The following is a 24730-nucleotide window of genomic DNA, read 5'->3' as shown; positions in this document are numbered from 1 at the left end:
ATGTGCCAGAGACGCCGGCCTATGTCTACGACCTGGCTGCCGTACGGCATGCCCACGGACTCCTGCGGGATTCCCTGCCCGAATCGGCCGGGCTGTTCTACTCCCTCAAAGCCAACCCCCATCCGGCCGTGCTCCGGCAGTTGTCCGCGCTCGGCTGCCGCGCGGAGGTCAGTTCGCCCGGTGAGCTGACCGCCGCCCTGGAGGCCGGATTCCGGGCCGGGGACATCCTCTACACCGGTCCGGGCAGACGGGACGCCGATGTCGGCCTCGCGGTGGCGCGGGGGGTGCGCCACTTCTCGGTGGACTCCCCGCACGCGCTGGACCAGCTGGACCATGTGGGGCGGGTGCGGGGCGTCCCGCTCTCCGCCCTGCTGCGGATCAACCCGCCCGAGCCTCCGGCCGGGGTCGGGCTGGCGATGACGGGCGGGCCGTCGCAGTTCGGTGCCGACCTCGCCTGGGTGCTGGCCGAACCCCGGCTCTTCCACGGCCGGGAGCACGTCGCGACCACCGGCATCCACCTCTACATGGGCAGCAACCAGCACGACGGCGCCAAGCTGCTCGCCACCTTCGCGTACGGCCTGGACATCGTGGCGGAGGTGGAGGCGCGGCTCGGCTTCCGGCTGGCCACGGTGGACCTCGGCGGCGGATTCGGTGCGCCCTACGCGGTGGAGGGTGATCTGCCCCGGTTCCCCGCGCTCCGGGCGGAGCTGACCTCCCTTCTGGCGCAGCGACTGCCCGGCAGCCCGGCCGACGGGCGCACCGTGGTCTTCGAATCGGGCCGCTATCTCACCGCGGGGTGCGGCCGTCTGCTGACCCGGGTGCTCGATGTGAAGGTGTCGCAGGGGCGCCGGGTGGTGGTCCTCGACGCGGGCGTGAACCATCTCGCCGGGATGGCGGGGCTGGGCAAGGAGCCGTTCCTCGACCCCGACTTCCGGTTCCCCCGGGCGCCCGGCGGGCACCGGTCCGCGAAGGGGGGCGACGACATCGTCAGCGGTCCGCTCTGCCACCCCCTCGACCTGTGGACGCGCACCGGTTCCCTGCCGGAGCTGCGTATCGGGGATCTTCTGACGGTGCCGAACGTGGGCGCGTACGGCCTGCATTCGTCCCTGACGGGGTTCCACTGTCACCCCATGCCGCTGGAAGTGGTGGTGGACGGTGACCGTGAGGCCGGTCGCAGCCGTGAGCTGACGGTCCGGGAACGGGGGGCTTCCTGATGCGCGGCGTCAGTCGGCACCATACGGGCCCGGACCCCGCGGTGTCCGGGACGACGTTCCTCGATGTCCCCGCGTCCGGCACCTTCACCGTGATCATGCGCGACGACACCGCGTACTCCGTGCGGAAGCTGTACGACGCGCTCGCCCGGCGGCATCCGCTCGCCCGGGAGACGCTGGTCCCCGCCCTGACGCAGAGCTATTTCGACTTCCGGGAGGAGGTGCAGGAGGCGCTGCCGCGGATGTCGCGGCACGCGGACCACACGGCCCTCCATCTGGTGGACTCCCGGCAGTTGGCGGACGCGGTCCGGCGCCGTACCCGGTCCGAGCGGCTCATCAGCCTCGATCCGCTGTTCCGGCGGGGCGCGCATCCGCTGCGGGCCTCCCGTGGCTTCCTGCTCGGCGGCCGGGAATCCGTCGGCGTCGTCCCCGGTCCGGGCCGCCGCCCGCTCGGGGAGCAGGTGGCCGCGCTGGCCGCCACCGGTCATCCCTACACGCTCGTCGACGACGACATCGTCACCGGCACCACCCTCTCCGCGGTGCTCCGCTCGCTCCGGGAGGCGGGGGTGCGGGTGCGGCGTGTGGTGCCGGGTATCCGGGTGGCGGGGCCCGAGGACGCCGCCCTTCTGGGGGTCCCCGTGGAGCCGGTCCTCCAGTACCGGACCACGGGCACCGGTGGGCAGCGGGCCCTGGAGGTGGCCGACACCCGTAACTTCCTGCTGGGGGTGTCGGGGCTTGTGGTGCGGCTGCCGGACGGCGGGTGGGCCCGCGCCCCCTACTGGCTGCCGTTCGTCCGTACCTCGGAGCGCTCGGGCATCTCGCCCGCGTGCGACCAGGACTTCGCCATCTGCATGCTCGTCGCGAACCTGCGGTTCTTCCTCCGTATCGGCCAACTGCTCGACGGGCCCGTCCTGGTCGTGGATCTCCGTCCGGCGGTGCACCGGCTGCTGACGTCGCTGGGGATCGCCGACCTTCACGAACCGGTGACCGCCGTGCTGGAGCGACTGATGGGCTGGATGGACGACTGGACGGACCTGCTGCACCGGTGGGAGACGGACCGGCTGCCCGCGGCGACGGGATCGCTCGTATGACGGGGGCCGCGGACCACCGGATCGGAACGGTGCTGCTCGATGTGAACGGCACGCTGGTGCCCTCCGTGCCCCGCCGCGGTGCGCCCGCCCCCGAGACCTCCGGCGCGTTCCGTCATGCGGTACGGGAGGTGCGCGCGGCCGGGATCCGGGTCGGTCTGTGCTCGGACTCGCCCGTCGAGCAGCTCCGGGAGTTCGGGCGGGCCATCGGACTCGGCCCCCCGGCCACGTTCCCGGTTCTCGCGGAGAACGGGAACGTGGTGGCCGGGGAGAGGATCCGCGTACTGACCCCGTTCCCCGGCCGGGACGCGGTCCGCGCGCAGGTGGCGGAGTGCGCGGACCGTCACGGTCTGCGCCACGGCGGGGAGTTGCGGGCGCCCGAGTTCGGCGGGACGCCGCTGCCGCCGGGGGCGTGGGGGCTGGGCGCGAACCGCCGTGCCTCGCTGAGCGTCTTCGGCCCGGTCCCGTTCGTCGCCGCCGTGGAACGGCACCTCACCCGGTGGGCCGCGCGGAACTCCGTCACGCTCGCGGTGGAGCCGAGCCCGGCGCGGACGTACGCGGGGATACACCCGTACGCCCCGATCCGGCTGGGGAAACGCCGGGCGCTGGCGGGTCTGGCGGCGGAGGGGCTGCGGGACGTGCTGCTGGTCGGCGACTCCCCGGCCGACTGGATACCGGGTGTCCCGGGCGTCCGCAGCGCGTTCGTGGCGGGTGCCGCCCTCCCGGCGGAGGCCGAGGCGGGCGCCTGGCACCGCTCGCGGGAGCCGGAGCTCGCCGGTGTTCTCGACATCCTCCGGAGAGTGGCCGCGGCGGAGCGCGCGGCGCAGTGACCGGGCTGCCGCCCGATCGGTACGGACAGTTCATCGCGAAGGGAGAGACGTGCACCGGATCCGAGTAGGCGTCCTGGGCTGCGGCATGATCGCGCAGCTCATGCATCTGCCGTACCTGACCGCCCTGCGGGAGCGTTTCGACGTGACGGCGGTCTGCGACCGCTCCTTCGATCTGGCGGAGGCGGTGGCGCAGCGCTTCCGGGTCCCCCGGGTGTACGCGTCGTTGCCGGAGATGCTGGACGGCTCACCGGAGATCGACGCGGTCGCCGTCCTCAACGCGGACCATGTGGAGCCCGTTCTGCTGTCGCTGCGCCGCAGCAAACACGTCTTCACCGAGAAGCCGCTCGGCTACACCGTCGCGGAGACCGAGGAGGTGGCCGCCGCCGGGGACGCGGCCGGTGTCACCGTGATGGTGGGCTACATGAAGCGCTACGACAGCGGGGTGCGGCGCGGGCTCGCGGAGATCGCGCGGCTGACGCGTCCGCTGGCGGCGCGCCTGGAGATCGTCGTCGGTCCCGACTACGGGAACTGGATCATTCCCGAGCTGGCGCGGATCGTCCGCTCCCCGCAGCCGCCGCCCGGGAGCGACACCCGCCGCGAGCGGGTGCGGCAGGAGATCCCGGGCTCCCGCGACGCCGCGCTGGAGACCTATATGGACATGTTCGGGGTCTGGAGCCATGACATCAATCTCCTCCGTGCCGCCTTCCCCGCCTCCCCCGACTCGATCAAGGCGCACGCCTCGGAGGACGGCACGCTGCTGACCGCCTCCCTCCGCTGGGCCGACGGTCCGCAGTGCACCTTTCTCGGCGCCTCCACCGCGCTGCACCGCTTCGAGGAGAGCCTCACGGTGTGGGGCGAGGACCGCACGGTGCGGCTCGATGTCTCCAACCCCTTTCTGCGCGACGCCCCGTCGACCGTCCGGATCTGGCGGGACGAGCCCGCCGCCGGGCCGGGGGCGCCGCGGGGCGGTGCGGTCGAGGAGGTCGTCACGGGCGCGCACGACGAGGCGTTCCGGGCGCAGTGGGAGCACTTCCACGAGTGCGTCACCACCGGCCGCCGCCCGCTCACCGACGCCCGGGGCGCGGTGCTGGACACCCGGCTGATGCGCGACATCGTGCGCGCCACCGAGCACTGAACTTTCTTCCCCACCCCGCGCGCGGGCGCCCCGCGCCGCGCCGGGACACGCCAGCAGGTCACCGACTACGGAAGGCACCTCCCATGGCCACCAAGATCGAGACCGTCTTCGTCGCCGCGCCCTTCTGGGCCTATGTCGACAAGGAGACCGGCGAGTTCGACACCGAGGCGTTCGAGACGATCAACCGGATCCTCAAGCACTACGACAACCAGGGCTGCGTCGTGCACAACGCGCACCGCCGGGAGAAGTGGGGCCAGGCGTTCATGGAGCCCGAGCAGTTCACCGTGCTGGACTACGAGCAGATCTGCGCCTCCGACGTGATCATCGCGGCCCCCGGCAGCCCGGCGTCGCCCGGTACGCACATCGAGATCGGGTGGGCGTCGGCGAGCCGGGTGCCCATGGTGCTGCTCCTGGAGGCGGACAAGGAGTACGCCGGGCTCATCAAGGGGCTCGACGCGTTCGCCCCGGTGAAGACCGTCGAGTTCACGGGTCAGGTGGACCTCGATGTGCTCGACGCCGCGGTGGCCGAGGTGCTGGCGGCGGCTCCGCCCCGCCCCTCGGCCGCCTGACCGGCGCCCCCGCGACGTACTCCACGACCTGCCGTGACCACGAACAGAGGACTGGCGATGGGACCACTGACCGGCCTGTACCGGGAACTGGGCGCGCTGGAGCCCGCGCCCGACGCGCTCCGCAGCGCGGAGCGGCTGCTCGACGGGGTGAGCGAGAAGGCACCGTTCCCGGTCGGCGCACTCGACGACCTGGAGCGTGAACTCCACGACGCGGCACCGGAGTTCGGCGACCTCGACGCGGACGGCGTCCGGGTGGTCGCCGCCACCGCCGCCCGGCACCTGGCCCTCCTGGCCGACCGGGACGGTGTGTGGCTGGCGCCGTTCGCCCGGGTACCGCTGTGCCATCTGCCCACCGGCGCCCGCCTGGCCGAGCTGAGCCACGCGTACCGGTTCGGCCCCGGGCGGCAGGGGCGTCTGTCGGGGATGACCGGCGGGCTGCTGCGCGCGCTGGGGAAGCCGAGCGGTGACCCGGGCAGCGGCGCCTACCTGGAGTCGCTGCGGCTGACGGAGACGGCCTATCTGCTGCCCACCCTCCTCCTGGCGCTCGCCCAGGCACCCGGCTCCTGCACGCCCGAGCTGCTCGCCGCCGTCGAACCGACCCTGACCGGCACGTGGTACGACGTCCCGGAGTGGATCGCGGCGTGCGTCACGACGGTCGCGGAGGAGACCGAGGGCGTCGAGGTGGGGTGGCCGCCCGCCCAGCGGCCGGACGAGGTCGCCCCGGCCGTCGGCGCGGCGCTGCGGGAGTTCGCCGCGTCGGGTCTGGCCACGGACGGCGAGGAGCGGTTCGCCCGGTTCGCGCGGCTGCTCGGCGACACCGCGCGGCTCTTCCGGGCGGAGCTGACCCGGGCCTGTCTGAACGCGCTGCGGGCACCGGAGCACGCCGTCCGCGACCTCGTGGCGCGCAAGACGCCGTCGGCCCGCCACGCCCACGGGACGGCCACGGTGGACGGCACCCTGCTGGACCACTACTTCGACCGGTCCCCGGAGGCGGGCGGCGATCTGCTGCGGGCCCTCGCCGACTCGAAGTGGATCAAGCCCGGGGAGCCGGACCGCAGCCCGTTCCTCACGGTGCTCACCCCGCGGCACGCCCCGATGGGCAAGATCTTCAGCGCCGAGGACCTCGCGCTCGTCCGGCGCTGGATCACCGGGCTGACTGGGCCGGGCGACGGGCCGGTGATCGCCCCGCTCGCCGTGACCGTGCCCGTTACCGGGCCCGGCGGGTGCCCGGACGCGCCGGTCCCCGTCACGTTCGACGGCCCGCGTACACGGGAGCTGTTCCACGATCTCGTCGCCGGGCGCGACCGGGCCGGGGCGGTCCGCCGGGCCGCCGCCTTCGTCGAGCACTGGTTGGACGCGGCGGAGCGGATGGAGAAACCGGCGTTCACCTGGGAGCTGCCCGAACGCTACGACGCCGAGGAGTTCCCGGCGTGGATGCAGGCGACGTACGAGGCCATGGCGTCGGCGCCGGTCGCGCCGGTGACCGACGACGGCAAGGCCCACCACGACCGCAGCTTCCACGGCGCGGCGGACAACCTGGTCGACGGGGCGTGGCTCCAGGGGCTGACCCGCAGCACCGTGATGTCGGACAGTGAACGGCTGCTTTACGACATCTACTGGGACGAAATCGGCAACGGCAAACCGGGACAGAGCCACGGCGTGCTCTACGAGGATCTGCTCGTCGGGCTCGGCCACCGGCTGCCGAAGTTCTGGACGCGGGAGTTCGTCGAGGACGTCGACTTCCTCGACGAGGGCTTCTACGCCCCGGTGTTCCGGCTGGCCGTCGCGGAGTTCCCGCGGAGCAGATTCCCGGAGATCGTCGGGGTGAACATGGTCTGCGAGTTCCACGGACTGGGCTCCGCGGGCATCTCCAAGGCCGACGATCTGACGGAGTTGGGGTACGACACGAGCTTCACCCGGCTCCACATCGCCGACGACAACGTGGAGATGGGGCACTCGGCGAAGTCACGGGACGCGGTGGTGTTCCTCATGGCGCAGGCGGCCCGGCTCGGCGTCGCCGACCTGGTCTGGGAGCGGATCAGGCGTGGCGCAACGGCCATGCGCATGGCCTACGTTGTACTGATGCAGGGGCGCCTCAAGATCGCCCCCACCCAGGTGCCGAACCGTGCGCCGGACCGTACCCCTCATGCTCACAGCAGGTGATTTCCGCATGCCCACCCACCCCTCCGACTTCGTCAGCACCCTCCTGGAACGGGAGTTCCCGCAGATCCGTGTCGCCTCGGTCCACCCCCTCGACAAGGGCTACACGAGCAAGCAGTGGGTGGCCGACACCGATCAGGGCCGGCTCCTGGTCAAGGTGCCGCAGCGGGAACGCGACCCCGAGCACCTGCGGCGTCTGACGGCCGCCGCGCAGGTGGCGGCCGAACACGGCATCCCGGTGGTCCGCTACCGGCGGCTCGTCCCGCACGAGCCCGCCGTGGACGGTCCGCTGATCGTCCAGGAGTTCCAGGAGGGCGACGCCGCGGGGGACGTGTGGGCAGACCTCGGCCCGGAGGAGCAGCTGACGCTCGTCCGCGACCTCGGCGACGTCGTCGGACGGCTGCACGCCGTCAAGGGCCCCCACTACGGCGACGTGCTCGGCACCACCACCGCGGCGACGCTGCGGCAGGCGGTCGAGGCGGAGGTGGAGGCGCTGCTGCCGCAGTCCGATCTGACGCTGATCGGCGACGCCGATGTGCTGCGGACCGCCGTCGGCGACGCCCTGGCGCAGCTGGACGCCGCGGCGAACGTCCCGGCCCTGACCCACGGCGACCTGTGGCTGCCGAACTTCCTCGTCCGCGACGGGCGGATCAGCTGCGTCCTGGACTTCGAACACGCCCTGTACGCCGACCGGTTCCGCGACTTCGGCAAGCTCGACGAGCACCTCTTCGACGGCTTCGCGGAGGGCCGGGAGGTCTTCCTCGACGCGTACGCGGCGGCCTGTCCGCTGCCGGACGACCACCGCGAGCGCATCGAACTCGCCCATTTCCTGCACGCCCTGTCCATGCACGCCTACTTCCTGCGCTGGACCCCGCAGTGGGCCCCGCAGTACGCGGAGCAGGCGAAGGCGTGGCTGGTGCGTCACTCGTGAATCTGCCGCCGGGAAGACCTCCCGGACCGGGCAGCGGAGGAGACCATGCAGATCGATTCCGCACGCGCATATCTGCTGCGCATGCCGTTACAGGTGCCCTGGAAGACGTCCTTCGGCGCGCAGCCGGACATCGACACCGTGCTCGTCCGGCTGCGCAGCGGGGGGACGACCGCATGGGGTGAGGCGGCGCCGGGCACCTGGCCGCTGTTCTGCGGGGAGTGGGGCGGCGCCACGTACCGGCTGGTGCGTGACCGCCTGCTCCCCCGCCTGGCCGGGTCCCGGATCGACGAGATCGGCGAACTGACCGCTCCGCTCACGGAGATCCGGGAGAACACCTTCGCCAAGGCGGCCGTGGAGACGGCCTGGTGGGCGCTGCGCGGCGCCGTCGAGCAGCGCCCGCTCACCGCGTACACCGGCGGCACCCGCACCACGGTGCCGGTCGGTGCGGACTTCGACCTCCACGACGACACCGATGCGCTGCTCGCGAAGATCGCGGGGGTGATCGGCTCCGGGTGCCCGCGGATCAAGCTGAAGATGGGCCGTGGCACACGGATCGAGCAGCTCCGCGAGATCCGGCGGGCGTTCCCCGACGCCACCCTGCACGTCGACTGCAACGCGACGTTCACCGGCGACGACCTCGGCCGTCTGGAGCAGCTGGACCCGCTCGGCCTCGCCATGATCGAACAGCCCCTGGCGAAGGACGACTTCCTGGGGCACGCGGCCCTCCAGCGCCGGGTGGCGACCCCGGTGTGCCTCGACGAGTCGATCACCTCGCGCCACCATCTGGAACTCGCGCTGGAGCTGGGCAGTTGCCGGTTCGTCAACGTCAAGCCGGGGCGGGTGGGCGGTCTGGCCCCGGCTGTGGCGATCGGCGAGCTGGCGGCGCGCGCCGGGATCGGCGCGGTCGTCGGCAACATGCTGGAGAGTCCGGTCGGCGCCCACCTCTGCCTCGCGCTCGCCGCCTGCACCTGGGCGACGTACCCGGCGGACCTCTTCCGCTCCGAGCGGTTCTTCCCCACCCCGCTCACCGCACGCGATCTCGTCTCCCCGCCCGGCGGGGAGTGGGAGTTCACCGTGCCGACCACACCGGGAAATCCGGCGATTCCCTCCGACGACGTGCTGTCGCAATGGCTGGTTGCCGACAGCGGAGAGGTGACTTCGTGAGCGCCACCGACATCGACGCGCAGGACGCGACCCCCTTCACCGACCGGTGCCGCGAGGCGACGGCGGCCGGTTGGCGGGCGTACGAGGACCATCCCTGGCTGACCGATCTGGAACACGGGCGGATGACCGTCGAACGGTTCCTGGCCTTCCAGGTCGACGACGCCCCGTTCATCCCCTACATCCACCGCACGCTGGCGCTGGGGCTGACGAAGTCGCCCAGCGGTTCGGCGTGGTCGCGGACGACGGCGAACCTGCTGTCGGAGTACTTCGTCACCGCGGAGACGGATTTCAAGCGGTCGCTGGTCGAGAGCCTGGGGCAGCACACGGTGCGCTTCGACGCGGGGGCGCTGACCCCGGCGCGGGAGGCGTACGCCAACCACATGCTCACCACCGGTCTCGCCGGGGACATCGGGGAGATCGCCGCCGCGCTCTACCCGTGCGCGATGTTCACCCGGGTCGTCGGACAGCGCTTCCAGGGCGTCGACATCCAGGGCCCGGCGGCCTTCCGCGACTGGGCGGGGTACTACGCGAACAAGGCGGGCAGTGCGATGGCCGAGGCCCACGCCGCCCAGATGAACGCCTGCGCGACCACCCCGGAGCGGCGGGAGAAGATGCTGTTCGCCTACGCACGCAGCCTCCAGCACCAGATCCGGGTCTTCGACGCGGCGTACCACGGGCATCCCGGCTGGCCCGCCTCCGGCTGGGCGGCGGCGGACGCCACCCTCACCGGCGGGGGCGCGGCATGAGCGCCCGGGAGGCGACCCGGGTGGCGGCGCTGCCGGTGCGCGGCGGACGCGACGGCCGCCCGCTCCTCGGCGAGAGCCCGCTGCTGATCACGGACGTCGTGACCGGCTGGGCGTGCTACCGGGAGTGGGATCTGGCGTCGCTCACCCGGCGGTTGGGGCATCTGGAGGTCGCGCCGTTCGTGACGGACCGGGCGGCGGGCAACACCGTCCTCAAGCAGGTCAACGCCACCAGGACGATGTCCTTCGAGGACGCCGCCGCGCACCTCTTCGGGCGGCGGCGGGTCGTCGACGGCTCGCTCTACCTCCGGATCGGCGCCGGGTCCGACGGGTTCGACGAGCTGGCGCGGGACTTCCCCGTCCCCGACGTCGGTGCCGCGTACCGGCCGGAGGCGACCGGCGTGTGGTTCAGCCAGACGGGGAACGTCACCCCGGGGCACCACGACTGGTGGCACAGCTTCCTGATCCAGGTGCGCGGCACCAAGCGCTACACCCTCGTCCACCCGCTCGACACCGTGAACCTCCAGGTGGGGTGGGCGGACCGGGAGCGCTACGACGTGGCGCCCGCGCCGGGCCTCGGCCTCGCGGCGCGCCCCGACTGGTCCGGCGAGGTGCGGTACGAGGGGGTGCTGTCCGCGGGCGAGATCCTCTACATCCCGCCGTTCTGGGTCCATGAGGTCGAGACGCTGACCGACGGCAACATCTCCCTCCCGATGCGCTTCGCGACGACGCAGTCGGTCGCCTCGGATCTGCACCAGCTCAGCCAGAACGGCCTGCTCCGCGACGTCACCAACCGCCCCACCCGGGACGTCGGCGCCATCACCGAGCTGCTGTGGCGCAACCGTCAGGAGTTCCTCGCCCGGGAGCGGGACTTCGTCCGCGCCCTCGCCGCCGCCCGGGAACTCGATCTCGACGCCGACCGGTGGGCGGACGGTCTACGTCACGACGAAGGGGAGAGCCGATGACGACACTGGCCATCCGCGGCGGCACCGTGCTGACCGCGTCCGGTACCCACACCGTGGACCTGATGGTCCGTGACGGCCGGATCGACGCCTGGCGGGCGCCGGGCACGGCGGACGACGCGGACACCGTCATCGACGCCACCGGTCTGCACGTCGCCCCCGGCTTCGTCGATGTGCACACCCATCTGGAGACGGTGGTCGCGGGGGTGTCGACGGCGGACGACTTCGCCTCCGGCACCCGGGCGGCGGCGTTCGGCGGCACCACCACCGTGGTCGACTTCGTCCGGCAGGGCCCGGGCGAGGACCTGCTCGAACGGCTCGACGACGCGGGCGCGCGGGCCCGGGGGCGCTGCGCGATCGACTACGGGTTCCACCAGATCGTCGGTGACGTCCACGAGACGTCGCTCGGGCAGCTGCCGCAGCTGGTGGCGGCCGGTGTGCCGAGCATCAAGCTCTTCATGGCGTTCCCCGGCGATCTCTACAGCGACGACAGTCAGCTGCTGGGCGCGATGGAACGCGCCGCGGAGCTGGGCGTCACCGTGATGGTGCACGCCGAGAACGGGCTGGCCATGGAGTATCTGCGCACCCGGGCCCGGGAGCGCGGCGATGTGTCCCTGCCCTGGCACGCGAAAACAGCGACCCCGGCGATCGAGGCCGAGGCGACCCGCCGCGCCATCTTCCTCGCCGAACTGGCCGGGATGCCGACGCTCTACTTCGTCCATGTCTCCTCCGCCGAGGCGCTGGCGGCGATAGCCGACGCCCGCCGCCGCGGGCTCCCGGTCTTCGCCGAGACGTGCCCGCACTATCTGTATCTGGATGTCGCGGAGTTGGACCGGCCGTGGGAGGAGGGCGCCGACTACGTGTGCGCGCCGCCGCTGCGGACCCGGGAGCACCGCGACCGGCTGTGGTGGGCGCTGTCCGCGGGCGATCTGTCGGTCGTCTCGTCCGACCACTGTCCGTTCTGCCGGTCCACGCTGTTCCCGGCCGGGCAGCGCGACTTCACGAAGCTGCCCGGCGGCATCGCGGGCATCGAGTACCGCGTGCCCCTGCTGTACGACGCCGCTCTCCGAGGAAAGATCCCGTTGTCCCGATTCACCGACGTCACCTCGACCTCTCCCGCCCGGCTCTTCGGCATGCACCCCGACAAGGGGTCGCTGGCGCCCGGCGCGCACGCCGACATCACCCTTCTCGACCCCCGGGGCGCGACGCGCACCGGCGCCTCGGACCATCACATGCGCGTCGACCACTCGGCGTTCGAGGGCCTGCGGCTGCGCGGGAGCGTGCACACCGTGCTGCTGCGCGGGCGGACGCTGGTCGACCGGGGCCGGTGGACGGGGCCGGAGGACGGCGGCCGGTTCGTGCCCCGGCGGCCCGGCACCGACCTGTACGACCGGCGCGCGCTGCCGGACGGGGACGAGGGCGTGGTGGCCGGATGAGCCTCGTCGTCGCGCTGCCCCCGGGCCCGGAGGACCGCCCGGAGAGCCTGCGGAAACTGTTCGAGGAGCGGGGCCGCACGGTCGCGGTCGACACCGGGTGGTCCGCCGCCGAGGGCCCCGGACCGACCGTGGCGGCGCTGACCGCGCTGCTGCGGACGCTGCGGGACCACGACACCGTGGTGGTCCCGCTCGACGCCCCGCGCCGCTGGTCGGAGGCGTTGAACCGGCTGCTGGGCGCCGACTTCCGGCTGCTGGCGGACGCCGGTACGGCGGACGGCTCCCTCCTGTGGAGCGAGGCCGACTATGTGCTCGCCCCGGAGGGGGACGACGGCGGAGCCGGTCTGGAGCAGGCGGTGACGGCCCTGATCGGCGGCCCGGAGCGGCGGCCGAACCGGTACGAGCACGCGATGTTCCTCGCCGGGGGTCAGGCCAGCAGGTCCGCGGGGCTGCGCGGCGGCGTCGGCTGCGCCCTCCTCGACCCGGTGGGCGACGTCATCGCGCTGGGCACCAACGAGGTGCCGCGGGCGGGCGGCGGCCAGTACTGGGCGGACTCCCCCGACGACGCCCGCGACCGGCCGGGCGACACCGATCCGGCGTACACGTCGAAGGTCGCGCTGGTCCAGGAGGTGCTGCGGTTCGCCGCGGAGGGCCGGGGCGAACCGCCCGACGATCTGCGGGCGCGGGCCGGGCGCTTCGTCGACGCGCTCGACAGCGGGCCCGCCCACCACGGTGTCGTCCAGGTGCTGGAGAGTCTGGGCCGGGTGGTCCACGCGGAACTGGCGGCGCTGGCGTCGGCCGCCCGGCACGGCGCCGCCGTCGTCGGCGCGGAGGCGGTGGTCACCCGCCCGCCGTGCCGTCAGTGCCTGCGTCAGCTCATCGTCAGCGGCGTGGCGACGGTCCGCTTCCTCGGGCCCGCCGACGCCGCCCACCAGCCGTTCCACGCGGACGCCCTCAGCCGCGACGGCTCCGCGGCGGAGAAGGTGCGCCTCGCTCCGTTCAGCGGGGTCACCCCGCGCGGCTACGGCAAGATGTTCGGGCCCTCCGGCGGCCCGTCGGCGGCGGCGGTGCTCGCGCGGGCCGCGGGCGACGGCGCGGACGCCGCCGCGCTCCTGCGGGCGTTCCTGGGGGCGGTGTGAGGGCCCGGCCGCGCCTGGTGGCGCTCGACATCGACGGCACGCTCCCCTCCTGGACGGAGGTCGAGGAGGAGCGGGCCGAACCGCCCGGCAGCCGGATCCGGGCGGCGCTGCGGGCCGCGACGGACGCCGGTGCCCGCGTCGTCCTGTGCTCGGGCCGCTCACCGCTGGGGATGACGCGCGTCGCCGACCGGCTCGGTCTGCGCGGGCGGGACGGCGAACGGATGTGGCTGGTGGCGTCCAGCGGCACGGTGCTGTGCCGCTACGCGCCGCTGGAGACCGTGCACCGGGAGACGTTCGACGCGGGCCCGGCCGTCCGGGCGTTCCTCGACCGGTGGCCCTCGGCGCTGGTCGCGGTGGAGCGCCCGGGCGGCGGCTACCGCGTCACCGCGCCGTTCCCCGCGGGGGAACTGCCGGGCGAGACGGTGCCCGCCGGGCTGGACGACCTCCTCGCCCGGCCGGTCAGCCGGGTGATCGTCCGTGATCCGGCGGCCGCCCCCGAGGAGTTCGCGCGGCTGGCGGACACCCTCGATCTGCCGGGCGCGGACCATGTCGTCGGCTGGTCGGCGTGGCTGGACCTCACGCCCGTCGGCGTCTCCAAGGCGTCCGCGCTACGGCGTGTCTGCGCCGACCTCGGGCTGACGGAGGCGGAGGTGCTCGCCATCGGTGACGGGCACAACGACATCGAGATGCTGCGCCGGGCCGGGCACGGGGTGGCGGTGGCGCGGTCGCCGCAGGAGGTCCTGGACGCCGCGGACGCGGTCACGGAGGCGGCCGAGGACGACGGGGTGGCGCGCGAGTTGGAGCGGTGGTTCGGCTGACCGGCGCCGCCGGGCCGCCGGACGGCCGTACCGGTCCGCGGGCCGGAGCCGAACAAGGAGATCCAGCCCCGCCGGTCCCGGTACCGGCGGGTGGGAAGGGTGGTGCGCAGGTGGCAGGGGATACGACACGAGCGGGGCGGGACGGCCCGAGGAAGTGGCCGCTGCTGGTGGCGGTGGGGATCGACTCCCTGGGCACCGGCCTGTACCTTCCGCTGTCCCTGCTGTACTTCCTGCGCGTCACCGAGCTGGATCTGGGGACGATCGGGGTGCTCGTCAGCGTGGCCAGCGCGGCGGCGCTGCCGGTGCCGCTGCTCGTGGGGCGGGTGGTCGACCGGTTCGGGCCCCGGCTGGTGGTCGCCGGTGGGCAGGCGCTCCAGGGGCTGGGTTTCCTGCTCTATCTGACGGTGTCGGGGACGAGTTCCCTGCTGATCGCGGTCTTCGTGATGAAGGCCGGCACCCGCGTCTACTGGTCATCGGTCTTCACCCTCATCGCCGACCAGGCGGACGCCGAGGGGGCGGACGCGAAGGAGTCGTGGTTCGCCCGGACCGGCATGCTCCGCGAGACCGGAGCCGGTGGCGGGGCGTTGCTCGCCGGTCTGCTGCTCGCCGTCGACTCCTCGCGGGCGTACGACGGGCTGATCCTCGGCAGCGCGCTGGCGTTCCTGGTGGCCGCGGTGGTGGTCGTCCTGATGGTGCCGTCCACCTCGCACGTCCGCACCGCGCAGGCGCCGTCGCCCCAGGGCCGTTCCGGCCTCCCGGCGCTGCTGCGCGACCGGCCCTATCTGGTGCTGATCGCCACCTGCACCCTCTTCTCCCTGTGCAGCAACTTCCTGGCGCTGTCGCTGCCGACGTACGTCGTCAAGGGCCTGTCCGGGCCGGGCTGGGCCCCCGGTCCGCTGCTGGCTCTCAACACGCTGCTGCTGGCCACGTGCACCGCCGCGGTCAGCCGGTTCGTCCGCCGCCGCTGTTCCCGGGCGCGGGCCATGGCGTGGGCGGGGGGACTGTGGGTGGTGTGGTGCGCCGCGTCCGCCGCCGCCGCGCTGGTGCCGTCGGCGGCGCTGGTGCCGGTCCTGGTACCGGTGGTGGTGTGCTTCTCCCTGGCGGAGATGACGTACGGGCCCGCGTCCAACGCGCTCGCGGCGGCGTCGGCGCCGATCGAATCGCGGGGCACCTACCTCGCGGCGTTCCAGTACTCCTTCGCCGCCGCGAGCGTCATCTCCCCCAGCCTGTTCGGCCTCCTCTTCAGCCGGAACCACCAACTCCCCTGGCTCGCCATCGGCCTCCTCGCCGCACTGGGCACACTCCTGATGCTCCGCCTGGAACACCGCCTCCCCCACGACCCCGTCCCCCCGAACCCCACCCCCGACCTCCAGAACGCCAGGGCGGGCAGCACGGAGGGGGAGCCTTGAGGTGTCCGGCGGGGGGCGGGGCGGGCACCCGCCCCCCCGGCAACGCGGTCGTCCCCTGAGCCGGTGCACCGCGTCGGCGTACCGGCCGAGCAGGCGCCGCCACCAGAGCGGGTCGACCGCGAGGCCGCCCGCGCGCCCGGGGGGGCGCCGGTGCCGGAGAAGTGCCGCAGAGCGGCGAAGACGTCGTCGTGACCGGCGTGCAGCGCGTGGAGGTGCCCCGCGCCGGTCAGGCTCGTAGGCTCCGGACGAGGTACGTCATGTGCTGGATGTTGCCCATCCGGAGCCAGACCGCGAAGTTCCCGGTGCCTTCCGGGCCCCGGCCTCCCGCGCAGTCGCGCAGCCAGGTCTCGCCCGCACTGGCCGTCGCACCACGGAAATCCGGCAGCGCGAGCAGTTCCCGAGCGGCGTCCCGGATGACAGCGGCCCTGCCGTCGCCTTGTGTCGGAACCTTCGCGAGAACGAACGACTCGTCGGTGGTGTACCGCAGCACGCCCCAGGACGGTCCGCCGCTGCCGGAGGAGGGGCCCCGGGCGATGCCGTGCGGGGAGTCGATGCCGTAGTCACCGTAGGTGAGCCGGGGAAGGAACTCCCGTGTGGCGCTGGCCAGCTCACGCCAGGCGAGCCAATCCCAGCGAGGCTCCACGGCCGTGCCAAGTTCCACGAGTTCGGCGGTCACGCCGGGAAAGCCGCCGCTCAGGACGGCGGCCGTCCGCCAGGGCGCCAGTGGCATCAGGGCGTCGAGCGCCCGCAACGCCTCCTTCGCCGCATCGGGCCGGTCGGCGCGGACGGCGCCCAGGTCGAGCAGGAGGTCCGCCTCGACCGCGGGATCGACTCGGGCGACCAGACCGCGGACAGCGTGGCTGACGACGTCATCCCACTCACCGGGCACCCTGACCCGTATGGCCAGGCCGTTTCCCGCGCACCGCGCAGTCTCCAGCGTCGCGGCCTGATGCCCTGCGGGGCGCTCGGGCCCGGTGACCGGGCGCAACGGCCCCATCTCGGCGAGGTCGGCCAACACCTTTGCGAGAACCGACAGTTGCGCCTCGTCGGCGAACGGGGAGTCGACCCAGGCGGGATGGTGGCGCTGGGCCTTGCTCACGTCGAGTACGTCGCCCCGTACGCCGGAGATGAGTTCGTCCGGGCGGCGGCCCGGACGGGGAGGGAGATTCCACAGCGGCACGACGGCGCTCTGAACCTCCGGTATCAGCTTTCGGTACGCCTCTCGGGCGTGCGACTTCGCCGGCAGAACGGGAACATACAGCGGTCCGGACATGGCGCTCCCCCTCGGCTGGGCCCGCGTCCTCGTACCTCGCTCTTCTTCCTCGCCGTTTCAGGATCCATTGCCTCGGCTCGATGCGTAATGACGCCTTTTCAGCCCTCGTGGCCGGAACGTCAAGGAGGGGTGGCGGCGCCGCCCCACGGGGCACCCCTTCGTCTGGCCGGAAACGGGTCGCGTTCTGGTGCAGACCATTGACAGGTGGGGAGGCGGCGGCTGTCATATGACCCGGCGGGCTCCCGTACGTGTTTTCGGGTTGCCGCGCCTGGGGGATGGCAACGTTGCCATTCCGAACGTCCCCTCGCCGGCCGGCCGTTCCACCGTCCGCCACCGCTTCCCCGCCCACCGGACTCCTACCGCCCATGTACTGCCGCACGTGCCCGAGGCGCCCTTGTGGGCGGGGCCGCGGCAGGCCCGGGCCGCGACCGCCGCGTCGTACGCCGGGCACCGCACGCCGCGCCGACGCCCGCACCGTAGAGCCACCGGCGTGACCGGCGCGTCCTCGAATTCCCGCCTCCCACCCCACCTTCGACGGAGGAGTTGTGCGCAAGGTTTTGAGTGTGCTGGTGGCCACGGCAGCCGTGGTCGCCGCGTTACTGGTGCTGGTCCCGTCACACCCGGGCGCCTGGTCCCGGACGGAGACGGCCACGGGTTCGACGTTCGCCGCCGTGCCTGCCGCGGCCACCGCGGGCGCCCACACCGTGACGTTCGTCAACAGCACCGGAAAGAAAATCTGGGTCGGCAGCGCCGTCAACGCCGACGGTTCCCGGAATTTCGGGTCGCTGCCCGTCCTGGAGCCCGGGCAGTCGGCGACGGTCACCGTCCCGGAGGACGCGGACCCCGGCCACTGGCGCGGCAAGTTCTTCGCCCGTATGGGGTGCAGCGGCGAGTCCGGCAGCAGTTTCCACTGCGAGTTGGGCGACTGCGGCGTCTTCGCCGACCACTGTGCGCCGGACACCGGCGAACAGCCGGTCAGTCTCGCCGAGTTCAACTTCGACCGCGGCGACGGCCTGGCGCCCTGGTACAACGTGAGCTACGTCAACGCCTTCTCCGTCCCCATCACGATCACGCCGACCGAGGTGTCCGGCTCCGGTGGCGGCTGTGGCGAGGTGGGGTGCTCCGAGGATCTGCTGCCGAAGTGCCCCGCCGACAACCTGACGCGGTGGGACGACGGCACGCCGAAGTTGTGCACCAGCCCGAACCGTGACGCCAAGACCCCCTACAGCGACATGATCGCGACCAACTGCCCGAAGGCGTACGGCTGGTCGGGGCAGGACCAGGAGCCGGGCAACCAGGTCATGCAGCAGTGCAGCCGGTGCAGCGGCTTCACCGTCGAATTCCACCGCGGCGCCTGAACGGACGGGAACGCACCATGCGCAGAAGAAGCATCCTCACCGCCGCACTGGCGGCCCCCCTCGTCCTCTCGGCCGCCGGGAGCGCCACGGCGCTCCCGGCTCCGGACGACGCCCCGGCGACGGCCACCGGCCGGAGCGCCGTTCCAAAGGTCGCCGACGGGAAGAAGAAGGGCGTGAGCGCCTGGAACTTCGACGGCGACGCCTGGGCGCTCGCCGATTCCGGGGCCGGTTGGTTCTACACCTGGTCCTCGGGCCGGTCCGGGATCGCCGCGCCCGACGGCGTCGAGTTCGTCCCGATGATCTGGGGCCCGGGTTCGGTGACCGACGACGAGCTGAACCAGGCCAAGCAGCAGGGCACGACGCTGCTCGGCTTCAACGAGCCCGACCACCCGGGACAGGCCACCATGCCGGTGGAGCAGGCGCTCGACCTGTGGCCCCGGTTGCAGTCGACGGGCCTGCGGCTCGGCGCGCCCGCGGTCGCCACCGGCGCGGACACCGCCGGTGGCTGGCTCGACCGGTTCCTCCAGGGCGCCGCCGGTCGCGGCCTCACGGTCGATTTCGTGCCCGTCCACTGGTACGGCGGCGACTTCGACGCCGCCCGCGCCACCGACCAGCTGCGCGGCTACCTCCAGGCCACCTACGACCGTCACCACAAGCCGCTCTGGCTCACCGAGTACGCCTTGATCGACTTCTCGTCCGGTACCCCGCGCTACCCGTCGCAGGAGCAGCAGGCGGCGTTCGTACAGCAGTCGACGGCCATGCTCCAGGGCCTGCCGTTCGTCGAGCGGTACGCCTGGTTCACGCTCTCCACCAGCCGCGGCGACGGCACCGGACTGTACGACGGCACGACCGCCACGCAGGTGGGCGCCGCCTACCGCGCGGCGGGCTGAACCACAGAACTGCCCGACATTCCCGCCCCGGAGAAAGGCAGCAGTCATGGTCCGCGCACTCCCCCTCGCCCGGCTGGCCGTCGGTGTCAGCGCGCTCGCCGCGGTGGTCCTCGCGGCGCCGCCCAGCTCCGCCGCGCCCACCGCGCCGCGCGCCGACACCTGCTGGGCGACGCACTACGGCCCCATACCGCCCGGCGCCTACACCGCCAGCGGTGAACTCTTCGACAACAACGCGGACACCGCGGCGACCTCCCTCTCCCGCGATCCGCAGCTGCCCTTCAACACCCGGGTGAAGGTCACCAACACGGCGACCGGCGCGTCCCTCGTCGTCCGTATCAACGACCGCGGCACCTTCGCCCAGACCCCGCAGGAACCCAAGTGCCTCGACCTCACCGACGGCGCCTTCCAGCGCCTCGGCGGCGTCATCGACCCCGACCAGGGCCATATCGAGGTGACGGAGGAAGTGCTGCCGTAGCCACACCTCCGACACCGGCGCGCGCACCGCGCCCGCGCGCCCTCCGCGCGGGTGGCGGTGCGCGGCGGTCCCACCCTGCTCATGTGGCGGTTGTCGGCCCCCTGCCGGGAGCGGAACCCTCCTCGACAGGCACCGCACCGGCGGGCGCCCTGTTCAGTGCGCGAGGACGGGGGACGAGGAGCAACCGTGAAAGCAGCAATGTTCTACGGCAGGGAAGATCTGCGGATCGAGGACGTGCCGGAGCCCGTCGTCGGTCCCGGTCGGATAAAGATCCGCAACGGGTACGTCGGTATCTGCGGCGGCGATGTGCACACCTATTTCCACCCGGAGGCGTCCCCCGTCGATCTCTTCCGCCCGCATCCCGTGACCGGCGCACAGCTGCCGCAGCCCATGGGACACGAGTTCTCCGGGACGGTCGTCGAGGTCGGGGAAGGCGTCACCGGAGTCGAGGTGGGCGAGCGCGGCGCGGTCTTCCCCACCGCCTACAGCTGCGGGACGTGCACGGCGTGCCGCCACGGACGGCCCACCAGTTGCCGCCTCATGGCGGGGCTGGGGGCGAACGCCAACGGCGGCGGCATGGCGGAGTTCGTCTCGATCGACGCGCGGCAGTTCCACCGGCTGCCCGAGGACGTCGACCTGGCGCGAGGCGCCCTGGTCGAGCCGATGTCCGTCGCATGGCACGGTGCCGGTCGCAGCCGCTCCGGCCCCGGGGACGTCGTGCTCGTGGCGGGCGCCGGTCCGGTGGGCATCGGGGCGTGGTACGCGTTCCGGGCGCGTGGCGTCGCGCACATCCTGGTGTCCGAGCCGAACGGGGAGCGCCGCGGCAAGCTCGCGGCGCTCGGCGCGCACGTCATCGACCCGGTCACCGAGGACCTCGGAGCGGCGGTCGCGAGTCTGACGGGTGGCGACGGCGTCGATGTGTTCTACGACGCCGCGGGGGTCGGCGCGGCCCTGCGGACGGGGCTCGCCCACCTCGCCCCCGGGGGCCGGGTGATCCTCCAGTCGGGACATGAGAAGCCGTTCGAGATCCAGCCGAACGAGATCATGATGGGCGAGTACGAGCTGCTGGGTTCGCTGGGGTACCGCCCCGAGGAGTTCGACGGCGTCATCGGGCGGATGTCAGCGGGCGAGTACGACACCACCGGCTGGGTCGAGGAGATGGCGCTCGACGACGCCGTCGAGGCCATCCACAGGCTCCGCGCGGGAACCGGGACCAAGATCCTGCTGCGCGTCGGATGAGGACGGCGGAGCGCGGTGGACGGGCGGCCGCCCACCGAGCTCCGCCGCCTGGCCGCCGGGTGCCCGGGCCACGGTCGGCCGCGCGGGCGCACGTCGGAAACCCGGCGACGGCGGCGATCATCCCCGGAATACTGGTCGCCCATGGATGAGGTCGAAGTCGTCGTCGCCCACTCCGAGCGCGCGACCCTGCGCGTCGGCGACGTGTTCCTGAAGGTGGACGCCGATCGGGCGCGTCTGGAAGCCGAGGTCGAGGCGATGTCCCTGGCGCCGGTCCCGACCCCGCAGATCCGGTGGCACAGACCGCCCGTGCTCGCCCTCGCCGCGCTCCCGGGGACGACGCTCGGGCGTCTCGGCGGACCGTCGACCGGGTCCCCGGCGGCGTGGGCGGCGGCGGGCGCCGCCTTCCGTGAGCTGCACGAGGCACCGCCGCCGCCCCGTCCCGGCCAGGCCGGTCGGAGCGCCGCCGCGCTGAGGGCGCAGCTCGACGCCGAGTGCGAGCAGCTCGTGGCGGGCGGCGTCCCCCCCGCCGATCTGGTCACCCGCAACCGCCGGGTCGCCGAGGCCGCACTCCGGCCGTGGACCCCGGCGTTCACCCACGGTGACCTGCAGATCGCGCACGTCTTCGTCGACGGCGACGAGGTCACCGGCATCATCGACTGGTCCGAGGCGGGCCGGGGCGACGCCCTGTACGACCTCGCCACCTTCACGCTCGGCCACGAGGAGCGTCTCGACGACGTCCTCGCCGGTTACGGCGCCGAGGTCGATCGCGCCGTGATCCGCGGATGGTGGTCGCTGCGGAGCCTGTTGGTGGTCCGCTGGCTGGTCGAGCACGGCTTCGACCCGTTCGCACCGGGCTGTGAGGTCGATGTGTTGAGGTCGCGGGGGTGAGTCCGGAGGTGAGGCGGCGCGGAGCGGCGGCGTCTCACCTTCCGGGCGGTGTGTCGGTGAGGCGTTGCAGCAGTTCGGCGGCGATGTAGCGCATCTTGCCGACGTTCGTGCGCGGGTCGTAGCCGAGCGCCTCGACGAGTGCCTCGTGGCGCGCCTGGACGCTGGAGTGGTGCATACCGAGCGTGGCCGCCGCGGAGCGGATGCTGTCGGCCTCCACGAGCGTGCGGAGGACGTGCGCGGACCGCGCGTCGAGGCGGGCCAGGGCCCGGACGTCGTCGTGCGGCGCCCGCGGGTCGTGGGCCCGCAGCAGCATCAGCACGGCGCCCAGGTCCGAGGCGTCGACCACCGGGTCGTCGGCGTCCGTCAGCCGGAAGGCGATACAGGCTCCCTCCCAGGACTCCGGGGCCTGATCGGCGCGGGCCCAGGGGCCGATGCCCGTCGTACCCGTGGCGGCGAGACGGCCGGAGACGTCGAGGGTGGCGCGCAGGAGTCCGTAGCGGGTGGGCACGACCGCCGAGGGCGCGCCCAGTTCCGGTGCGTCCGCGGCGGTGGCGAGGATGCGTACGGGTGTGGACGGGTCGAGGCGGAACCGTGGGAGCCGCTTGACGCGTTCGGCGAGCGGCCGTGCGTCGTCGACGACGGCGTCGAAGCCCGTGGGGGCGCGGTGGGTCTCCAGGAGTTCGACGCCGAAGGCGAGACGGTCCACGATCATCTCGTCCAGGGCCGACCCCTCGCCGTCGCGCTCCAGCCAGACGGCCCAGTCGGTGCCGGACCGCTGCGGGGCGCGCGGGGCGTCGCGGTGTTCGGCCGGTTCCTTCCCCTCGGGGTCGCGGCGGCGGATGCGTCCGGAGATCTCGGCTCCGGCGGTGCAGCCCGCGAGGACCGCGGCGCCGCGCAGCAGTCCGGCGACCCCGGAGCCCCGGGCGAGGAGGACATCGAAGTACGCCACGATCCGGAGGCTGTCTCCGGCCTCCGGATCGCTGGTGCTCAGCCGACCGAGCAGATGGTGCATGTGCGTTCTCTCGTCGCGCTCACGGAAGTCGCCGGGCCGACCCACCGGGGTCCGGCCTGCTCAGGACTCCAGTATGCGCGCCACCCAGGCGTTGCGTGCGGCGACCGCCGCCTGCGCGACCGCGGTGTGCGGCGCGGTCATGTCGAACCCGTGGAACCCGCCGGGCCACACATGCAGCTCCGCCTCCCCGCCGTCGCGCCACAGGCCCGTCGCGAAGGCCACGTCCTCGTCCCGGAAGACCTCGGCGGAGCCGACGTCGATGAAGGTGGGCGGCAGTCCGGACAGATCCGTCGCGCGTGCGGGGGCGGCGTAGACGGAGACGTCCTCGGTGCCGCGGCGGTCGCCGAGAAGGGCGGTCCAGCCCATGAGGTTGCTCCCGCGGTCCCATACGCCGACGCCGTCGAACTGGTACGAGGACGTGGTCAGGTTCCGGTCGTCGAGCATCGGGCACATGAGGACCTGACCGGCCAGCTCGGGCCCCTTCCGGTCGCGGGCGAGGAGGGCGGTGCCCGCCGCGAGGCCGCCTCCCGCGCTGGGCCCGGCGATGATCAGCCGGGCCGGGTCGATCCCCAGCTCGGCCGCGTGCCCGGCCGTCCACAACAGCCCGGCGTAGCAGTCCTCGACCGGGTAGGGGTCCGGGTGCTCGGGGGCGAGCCGGTACTCGACGGTGACGAGGACGGCGTCGTGTTCGAGCACCCAGGGGACGCACTGGCCGAGGGCCGCGAACCGGTCTCCCGTGACCATCCCGCCGCCGTGCGTGTGGAATATCCCCGGTCCGGCGCCCCGGTGGTCGCGCCGGGCGATCACGGAGACCGTGATGGCGTCTCCCCCGTACCCCGGGATCGTGACATCGCGCCGGGTCAGATCGTCGGCGGCGAGCTGCTCGTCCGTCAGCGCCCGTACGTCGGAGGCGCGCAGCTGCGGGATCATCTCGGCCGTCATGCCGACGGGGAACTGGTCGGCCAGCGCCGCGAGCACGGCTTCCAGCTCCGGGTCGAACGGGGGACGGGGAGGCTTCACTGACATGGTGTTCTCTTTCTCCGGGGCCGGATGCGCGCAGCGGGAATCACGGGCGCGGCTCGGGTCGGGACGGGAGCTGAGGGGCTCGGCCGGAAGGTCAGCGGGCGGTTTCCGGCCGCAGCATCCGGTCCACCGGGTCGATGCCGCCCAGCATCAGCTGCGTCGACGGGTCGGGGCCGTGCCGGTCGTCGGTGTCCCGGAACGCCTGCTCGATCTCGCGGTGGAGTGCGGCGACGATCGGCTCGAAGTCGCCGTGGGTCGGGATCCAGAACCGCCCGGCCTCCAGCGCCTCGACGACCTGCTCGCCGACGCGGTCCGGGTCCGCGCCGGCCGGGTGCTCGCCGGTCGCGTCGGCCGCGACCATGCCGGTGGAGACGGTGCCCGGGCACAGCACGGAGACGGCGACGTCGGTGTCCCGCAGCTCCTCGCGCAGGGCCAGCGACAGGCCGACGCCGGCGAACTTCGAGGCGGAGTAGGCGCCCACCCCCGGGACGGGCATCAGACCGGCCATCGACGCGGTGTTGAGGAGGTGCGCCCGCCCGCCCCGCTCCAGGAAGCGGGGCAGGAAGGTGGACGTCCCGAGGAACTGGCCGTCGGCGTTGACCCTGAAGTGGCGGCGCCAGCTCTCCAGCGTCGTCCCGGTCATCGGTGCGCCGCTGATGACCCCGGCGTTGTTGACGAGGATCGAGACCGGGCCGAGGGCTGCCTCGACACGGTCGGCGGCGTCGGCCCAGCGGTCCGCCGCGCTGACGTCGAGTTCGACCGCGGCCACCGACCCGCCCGCCGCGGTGAGTTCCCCGACGGCCGCGGCGAGCTTGTGGGCGTCCAGATCGACGAGGGCGACCCGTGCGCCGCGGGCGACGAGGGCGCGTGCGATGCCCAGGCCGATCCCCGATGCCGCTCCGGTCACGAAGGCGGTCTCTCCACTGGGCCAGGTCATGGTTGCTCCCGATTGTGCGGGCGGATGGTGCGTGTACCGGGCC

At 73.2% G+C, this 24730-nt stretch carries 23 protein-coding genes; 19 read left to right on the top strand and 4 right to left on the bottom strand.

Going from position 1 to position 24730, the window contains the following annotated elements; all coding sequences use genetic code 11:
* Positions 1–2: 2 nt before the first annotated feature.
* The 14 genes from IF23_RS0107840 to IF23_RS0107775 all read left to right on the top strand — a co-directional run bounded on the left by IF23_RS0107840 (position 3) and on the right by IF23_RS0107775 (position 15592).
* The gene (locus tag IF23_RS0107840) at positions 3–1214 is read left to right on the top strand and encodes a type III PLP-dependent enzyme domain-containing protein (RefSeq protein WP_157847980.1); all 1212 of its coding nucleotides are present in this window, start codon (positions 3–5) and stop codon (positions 1212–1214) included.
* A gap of 41 nt (positions 1215–1255) precedes the next feature.
* Positions 1256–2302, top strand: coding sequence for a phosphoribosyltransferase (locus IF23_RS0107835; protein WP_030281236.1), 1047 nt, complete (start codon positions 1256–1258; stop codon positions 2300–2302).
* Positions 2299–3129 carry a hypothetical protein gene (locus tag IF23_RS0107830; RefSeq protein ID WP_030281234.1) on the top strand — a complete coding sequence of 277 codons (831 nt, stop codon included), beginning with the start codon at positions 2299–2301 and terminating at the stop codon, positions 3127–3129. Before IF23_RS0107835 ends, IF23_RS0107830 begins: the two co-directional genes overlap by 4 nt.
* Before the next feature lie 49 nt (positions 3130–3178).
* Positions 3179–4264, top strand: coding sequence for a Gfo/Idh/MocA family oxidoreductase (locus IF23_RS34825; protein ID WP_157847979.1), 1086 nt, complete (start codon positions 3179–3181; stop codon positions 4262–4264).
* 83 nt (positions 4265–4347) lie between these two features.
* Positions 4348–4833 (top strand): hypothetical protein, encoded by a 486-nt coding sequence (locus IF23_RS33905; protein ID WP_037677632.1) that lies wholly within the window; start codon positions 4348–4350, stop codon positions 4831–4833.
* 57 nt (positions 4834–4890) lie between these two features.
* Positions 4891–6996 (top strand): iron-containing redox enzyme family protein, encoded by a 2106-nt coding sequence (locus IF23_RS0107815; RefSeq protein WP_030281224.1) that lies wholly within the window; start codon positions 4891–4893, stop codon positions 6994–6996.
* Positions 6997–7003: 7 nt separating this feature from the next.
* On the top strand, positions 7004–7924 hold the full coding sequence (locus IF23_RS31005) for a phosphotransferase family protein (protein ID WP_037677630.1): 921 nt from the start codon (positions 7004–7006) through the stop codon (positions 7922–7924).
* Between the two features lie 45 nt (positions 7925–7969).
* Positions 7970–9088: an o-succinylbenzoate synthase gene (gene menC, locus IF23_RS0107805; protein ID WP_051739384.1), complete on the top strand. Its 1119-nt coding sequence runs from the start codon at positions 7970–7972 to the stop codon at positions 9086–9088.
* Positions 9085–9834 (top strand): TenA family protein, encoded by a 750-nt coding sequence (locus IF23_RS0107800; protein ID WP_030281220.1) that lies wholly within the window; start codon positions 9085–9087, stop codon positions 9832–9834. Before menC ends, IF23_RS0107800 begins: the two co-directional genes overlap by 4 nt.
* Positions 9831–10796, top strand: coding sequence for a cupin-like domain-containing protein (locus tag IF23_RS0107795; RefSeq protein WP_030281218.1), 966 nt, complete (start codon positions 9831–9833; stop codon positions 10794–10796). The genes IF23_RS0107800 and IF23_RS0107795 overlap by 4 nt, the downstream gene beginning before the upstream one ends.
* The gene (gene hydA / locus IF23_RS0107790; protein WP_051739382.1) at positions 10793–12229 is read left to right on the top strand and encodes a dihydropyrimidinase; all 1437 of its coding nucleotides are present in this window, start codon (positions 10793–10795) and stop codon (positions 12227–12229) included. The genes IF23_RS0107795 and hydA overlap by 4 nt, the downstream gene beginning before the upstream one ends.
* Positions 12226–13365, top strand: a complete 1140-nt coding sequence (locus IF23_RS0107785; RefSeq protein ID WP_030281214.1) for a hypothetical protein — start codon at positions 12226–12228, stop codon at positions 13363–13365. The genes hydA and IF23_RS0107785 overlap by 4 nt, the downstream gene beginning before the upstream one ends.
* Positions 13362–14183: an HAD family hydrolase gene (locus IF23_RS0107780; protein WP_030281212.1), complete on the top strand. Its 822-nt coding sequence runs from the start codon at positions 13362–13364 to the stop codon at positions 14181–14183. Before IF23_RS0107785 ends, IF23_RS0107780 begins: the two co-directional genes overlap by 4 nt.
* A gap of 110 nt (positions 14184–14293) precedes the next feature.
* Positions 14294–15592: an MFS transporter gene (locus IF23_RS0107775; RefSeq protein ID WP_078653845.1), complete on the top strand. Its 1299-nt coding sequence runs from the start codon at positions 14294–14296 to the stop codon at positions 15590–15592.
* Between the two features lie 226 nt (positions 15593–15818).
* Here IF23_RS0107775 and IF23_RS0107770 read toward each other — a convergent pair whose 3' ends face one another.
* Positions 15819–16865 carry a beta family protein gene (locus IF23_RS0107770; RefSeq protein WP_030281208.1) on the bottom strand — a complete coding sequence of 349 codons (1047 nt, stop codon included), beginning with the start codon at positions 16863–16865 and terminating at the stop codon, positions 15819–15821.
* 545 nt (positions 16866–17410) lie between these two features.
* Here IF23_RS0107770 and IF23_RS0107765 point away from each other — a divergent pair.
* From IF23_RS0107765 to IF23_RS0107745, 5 genes are all read left to right on the top strand, one after another.
* Entirely contained in the window at positions 17411–18223 is an 813-nt protein-coding gene (locus tag IF23_RS0107765) for a thaumatin family protein (RefSeq protein ID WP_037677629.1), read from the top strand.
* A 17-nt stretch (positions 18224–18240) separates the two neighbouring features.
* Entirely contained in the window at positions 18241–19113 is an 873-nt protein-coding gene (locus IF23_RS0107760; RefSeq protein WP_078653844.1) for a glycoside hydrolase family protein, read from the top strand.
* A 46-nt stretch (positions 19114–19159) separates the two neighbouring features.
* Positions 19160–19588 (top strand): septal ring lytic transglycosylase RlpA family protein, encoded by a 429-nt coding sequence (locus IF23_RS31000; RefSeq protein WP_245654926.1) that lies wholly within the window; start codon positions 19160–19162, stop codon positions 19586–19588.
* A gap of 186 nt (positions 19589–19774) precedes the next feature.
* Positions 19775–20827 carry an alcohol dehydrogenase catalytic domain-containing protein gene (locus tag IF23_RS0107750; RefSeq protein ID WP_030281204.1) on the top strand — a complete coding sequence of 351 codons (1053 nt, stop codon included), beginning with the start codon at positions 19775–19777 and terminating at the stop codon, positions 20825–20827.
* Between the two features lie 141 nt (positions 20828–20968).
* Positions 20969–21715, top strand: coding sequence for a phosphotransferase family protein (locus IF23_RS0107745; protein ID WP_030281202.1), 747 nt, complete (start codon positions 20969–20971; stop codon positions 21713–21715).
* A gap of 34 nt (positions 21716–21749) precedes the next feature.
* Here the strand turns inward: IF23_RS0107745 and IF23_RS0107740 are convergent, their stop codons facing one another.
* The 3 genes from IF23_RS0107740 to IF23_RS0107730 all read right to left on the bottom strand — a co-directional run bounded on the left by IF23_RS0107740 (position 21750) and on the right by IF23_RS0107730 (position 24687).
* Complete coding sequence (locus IF23_RS0107740) at positions 21750–22727, bottom strand: hypothetical protein (protein ID WP_030281200.1); 978 nt, start codon at positions 22725–22727, stop codon at positions 21750–21752.
* Between the two features lie 60 nt (positions 22728–22787).
* Complete coding sequence (locus IF23_RS0107735) at positions 22788–23753, bottom strand: alpha/beta hydrolase (protein WP_030281197.1); 966 nt, start codon at positions 23751–23753, stop codon at positions 22788–22790.
* Positions 23754–23844: 91 nt separating this feature from the next.
* Positions 23845–24687, bottom strand: coding sequence for an SDR family NAD(P)-dependent oxidoreductase (locus IF23_RS0107730; protein ID WP_037677627.1), 843 nt, complete (start codon positions 24685–24687; stop codon positions 23845–23847).
* Positions 24688–24730: the final 43 nt, after the last annotated feature.

This window comes from Streptomyces catenulae (assembly GCF_000718015.1).
Lineage (GTDB): Bacteria > Actinomycetota > Actinomycetes > Streptomycetales > Streptomycetaceae > Streptomyces > Streptomyces catenulae.
The sequence above is the reverse complement of the archived record's forward strand: the minus strand, read 5'-3'. Positions and strand labels throughout refer to the sequence as shown.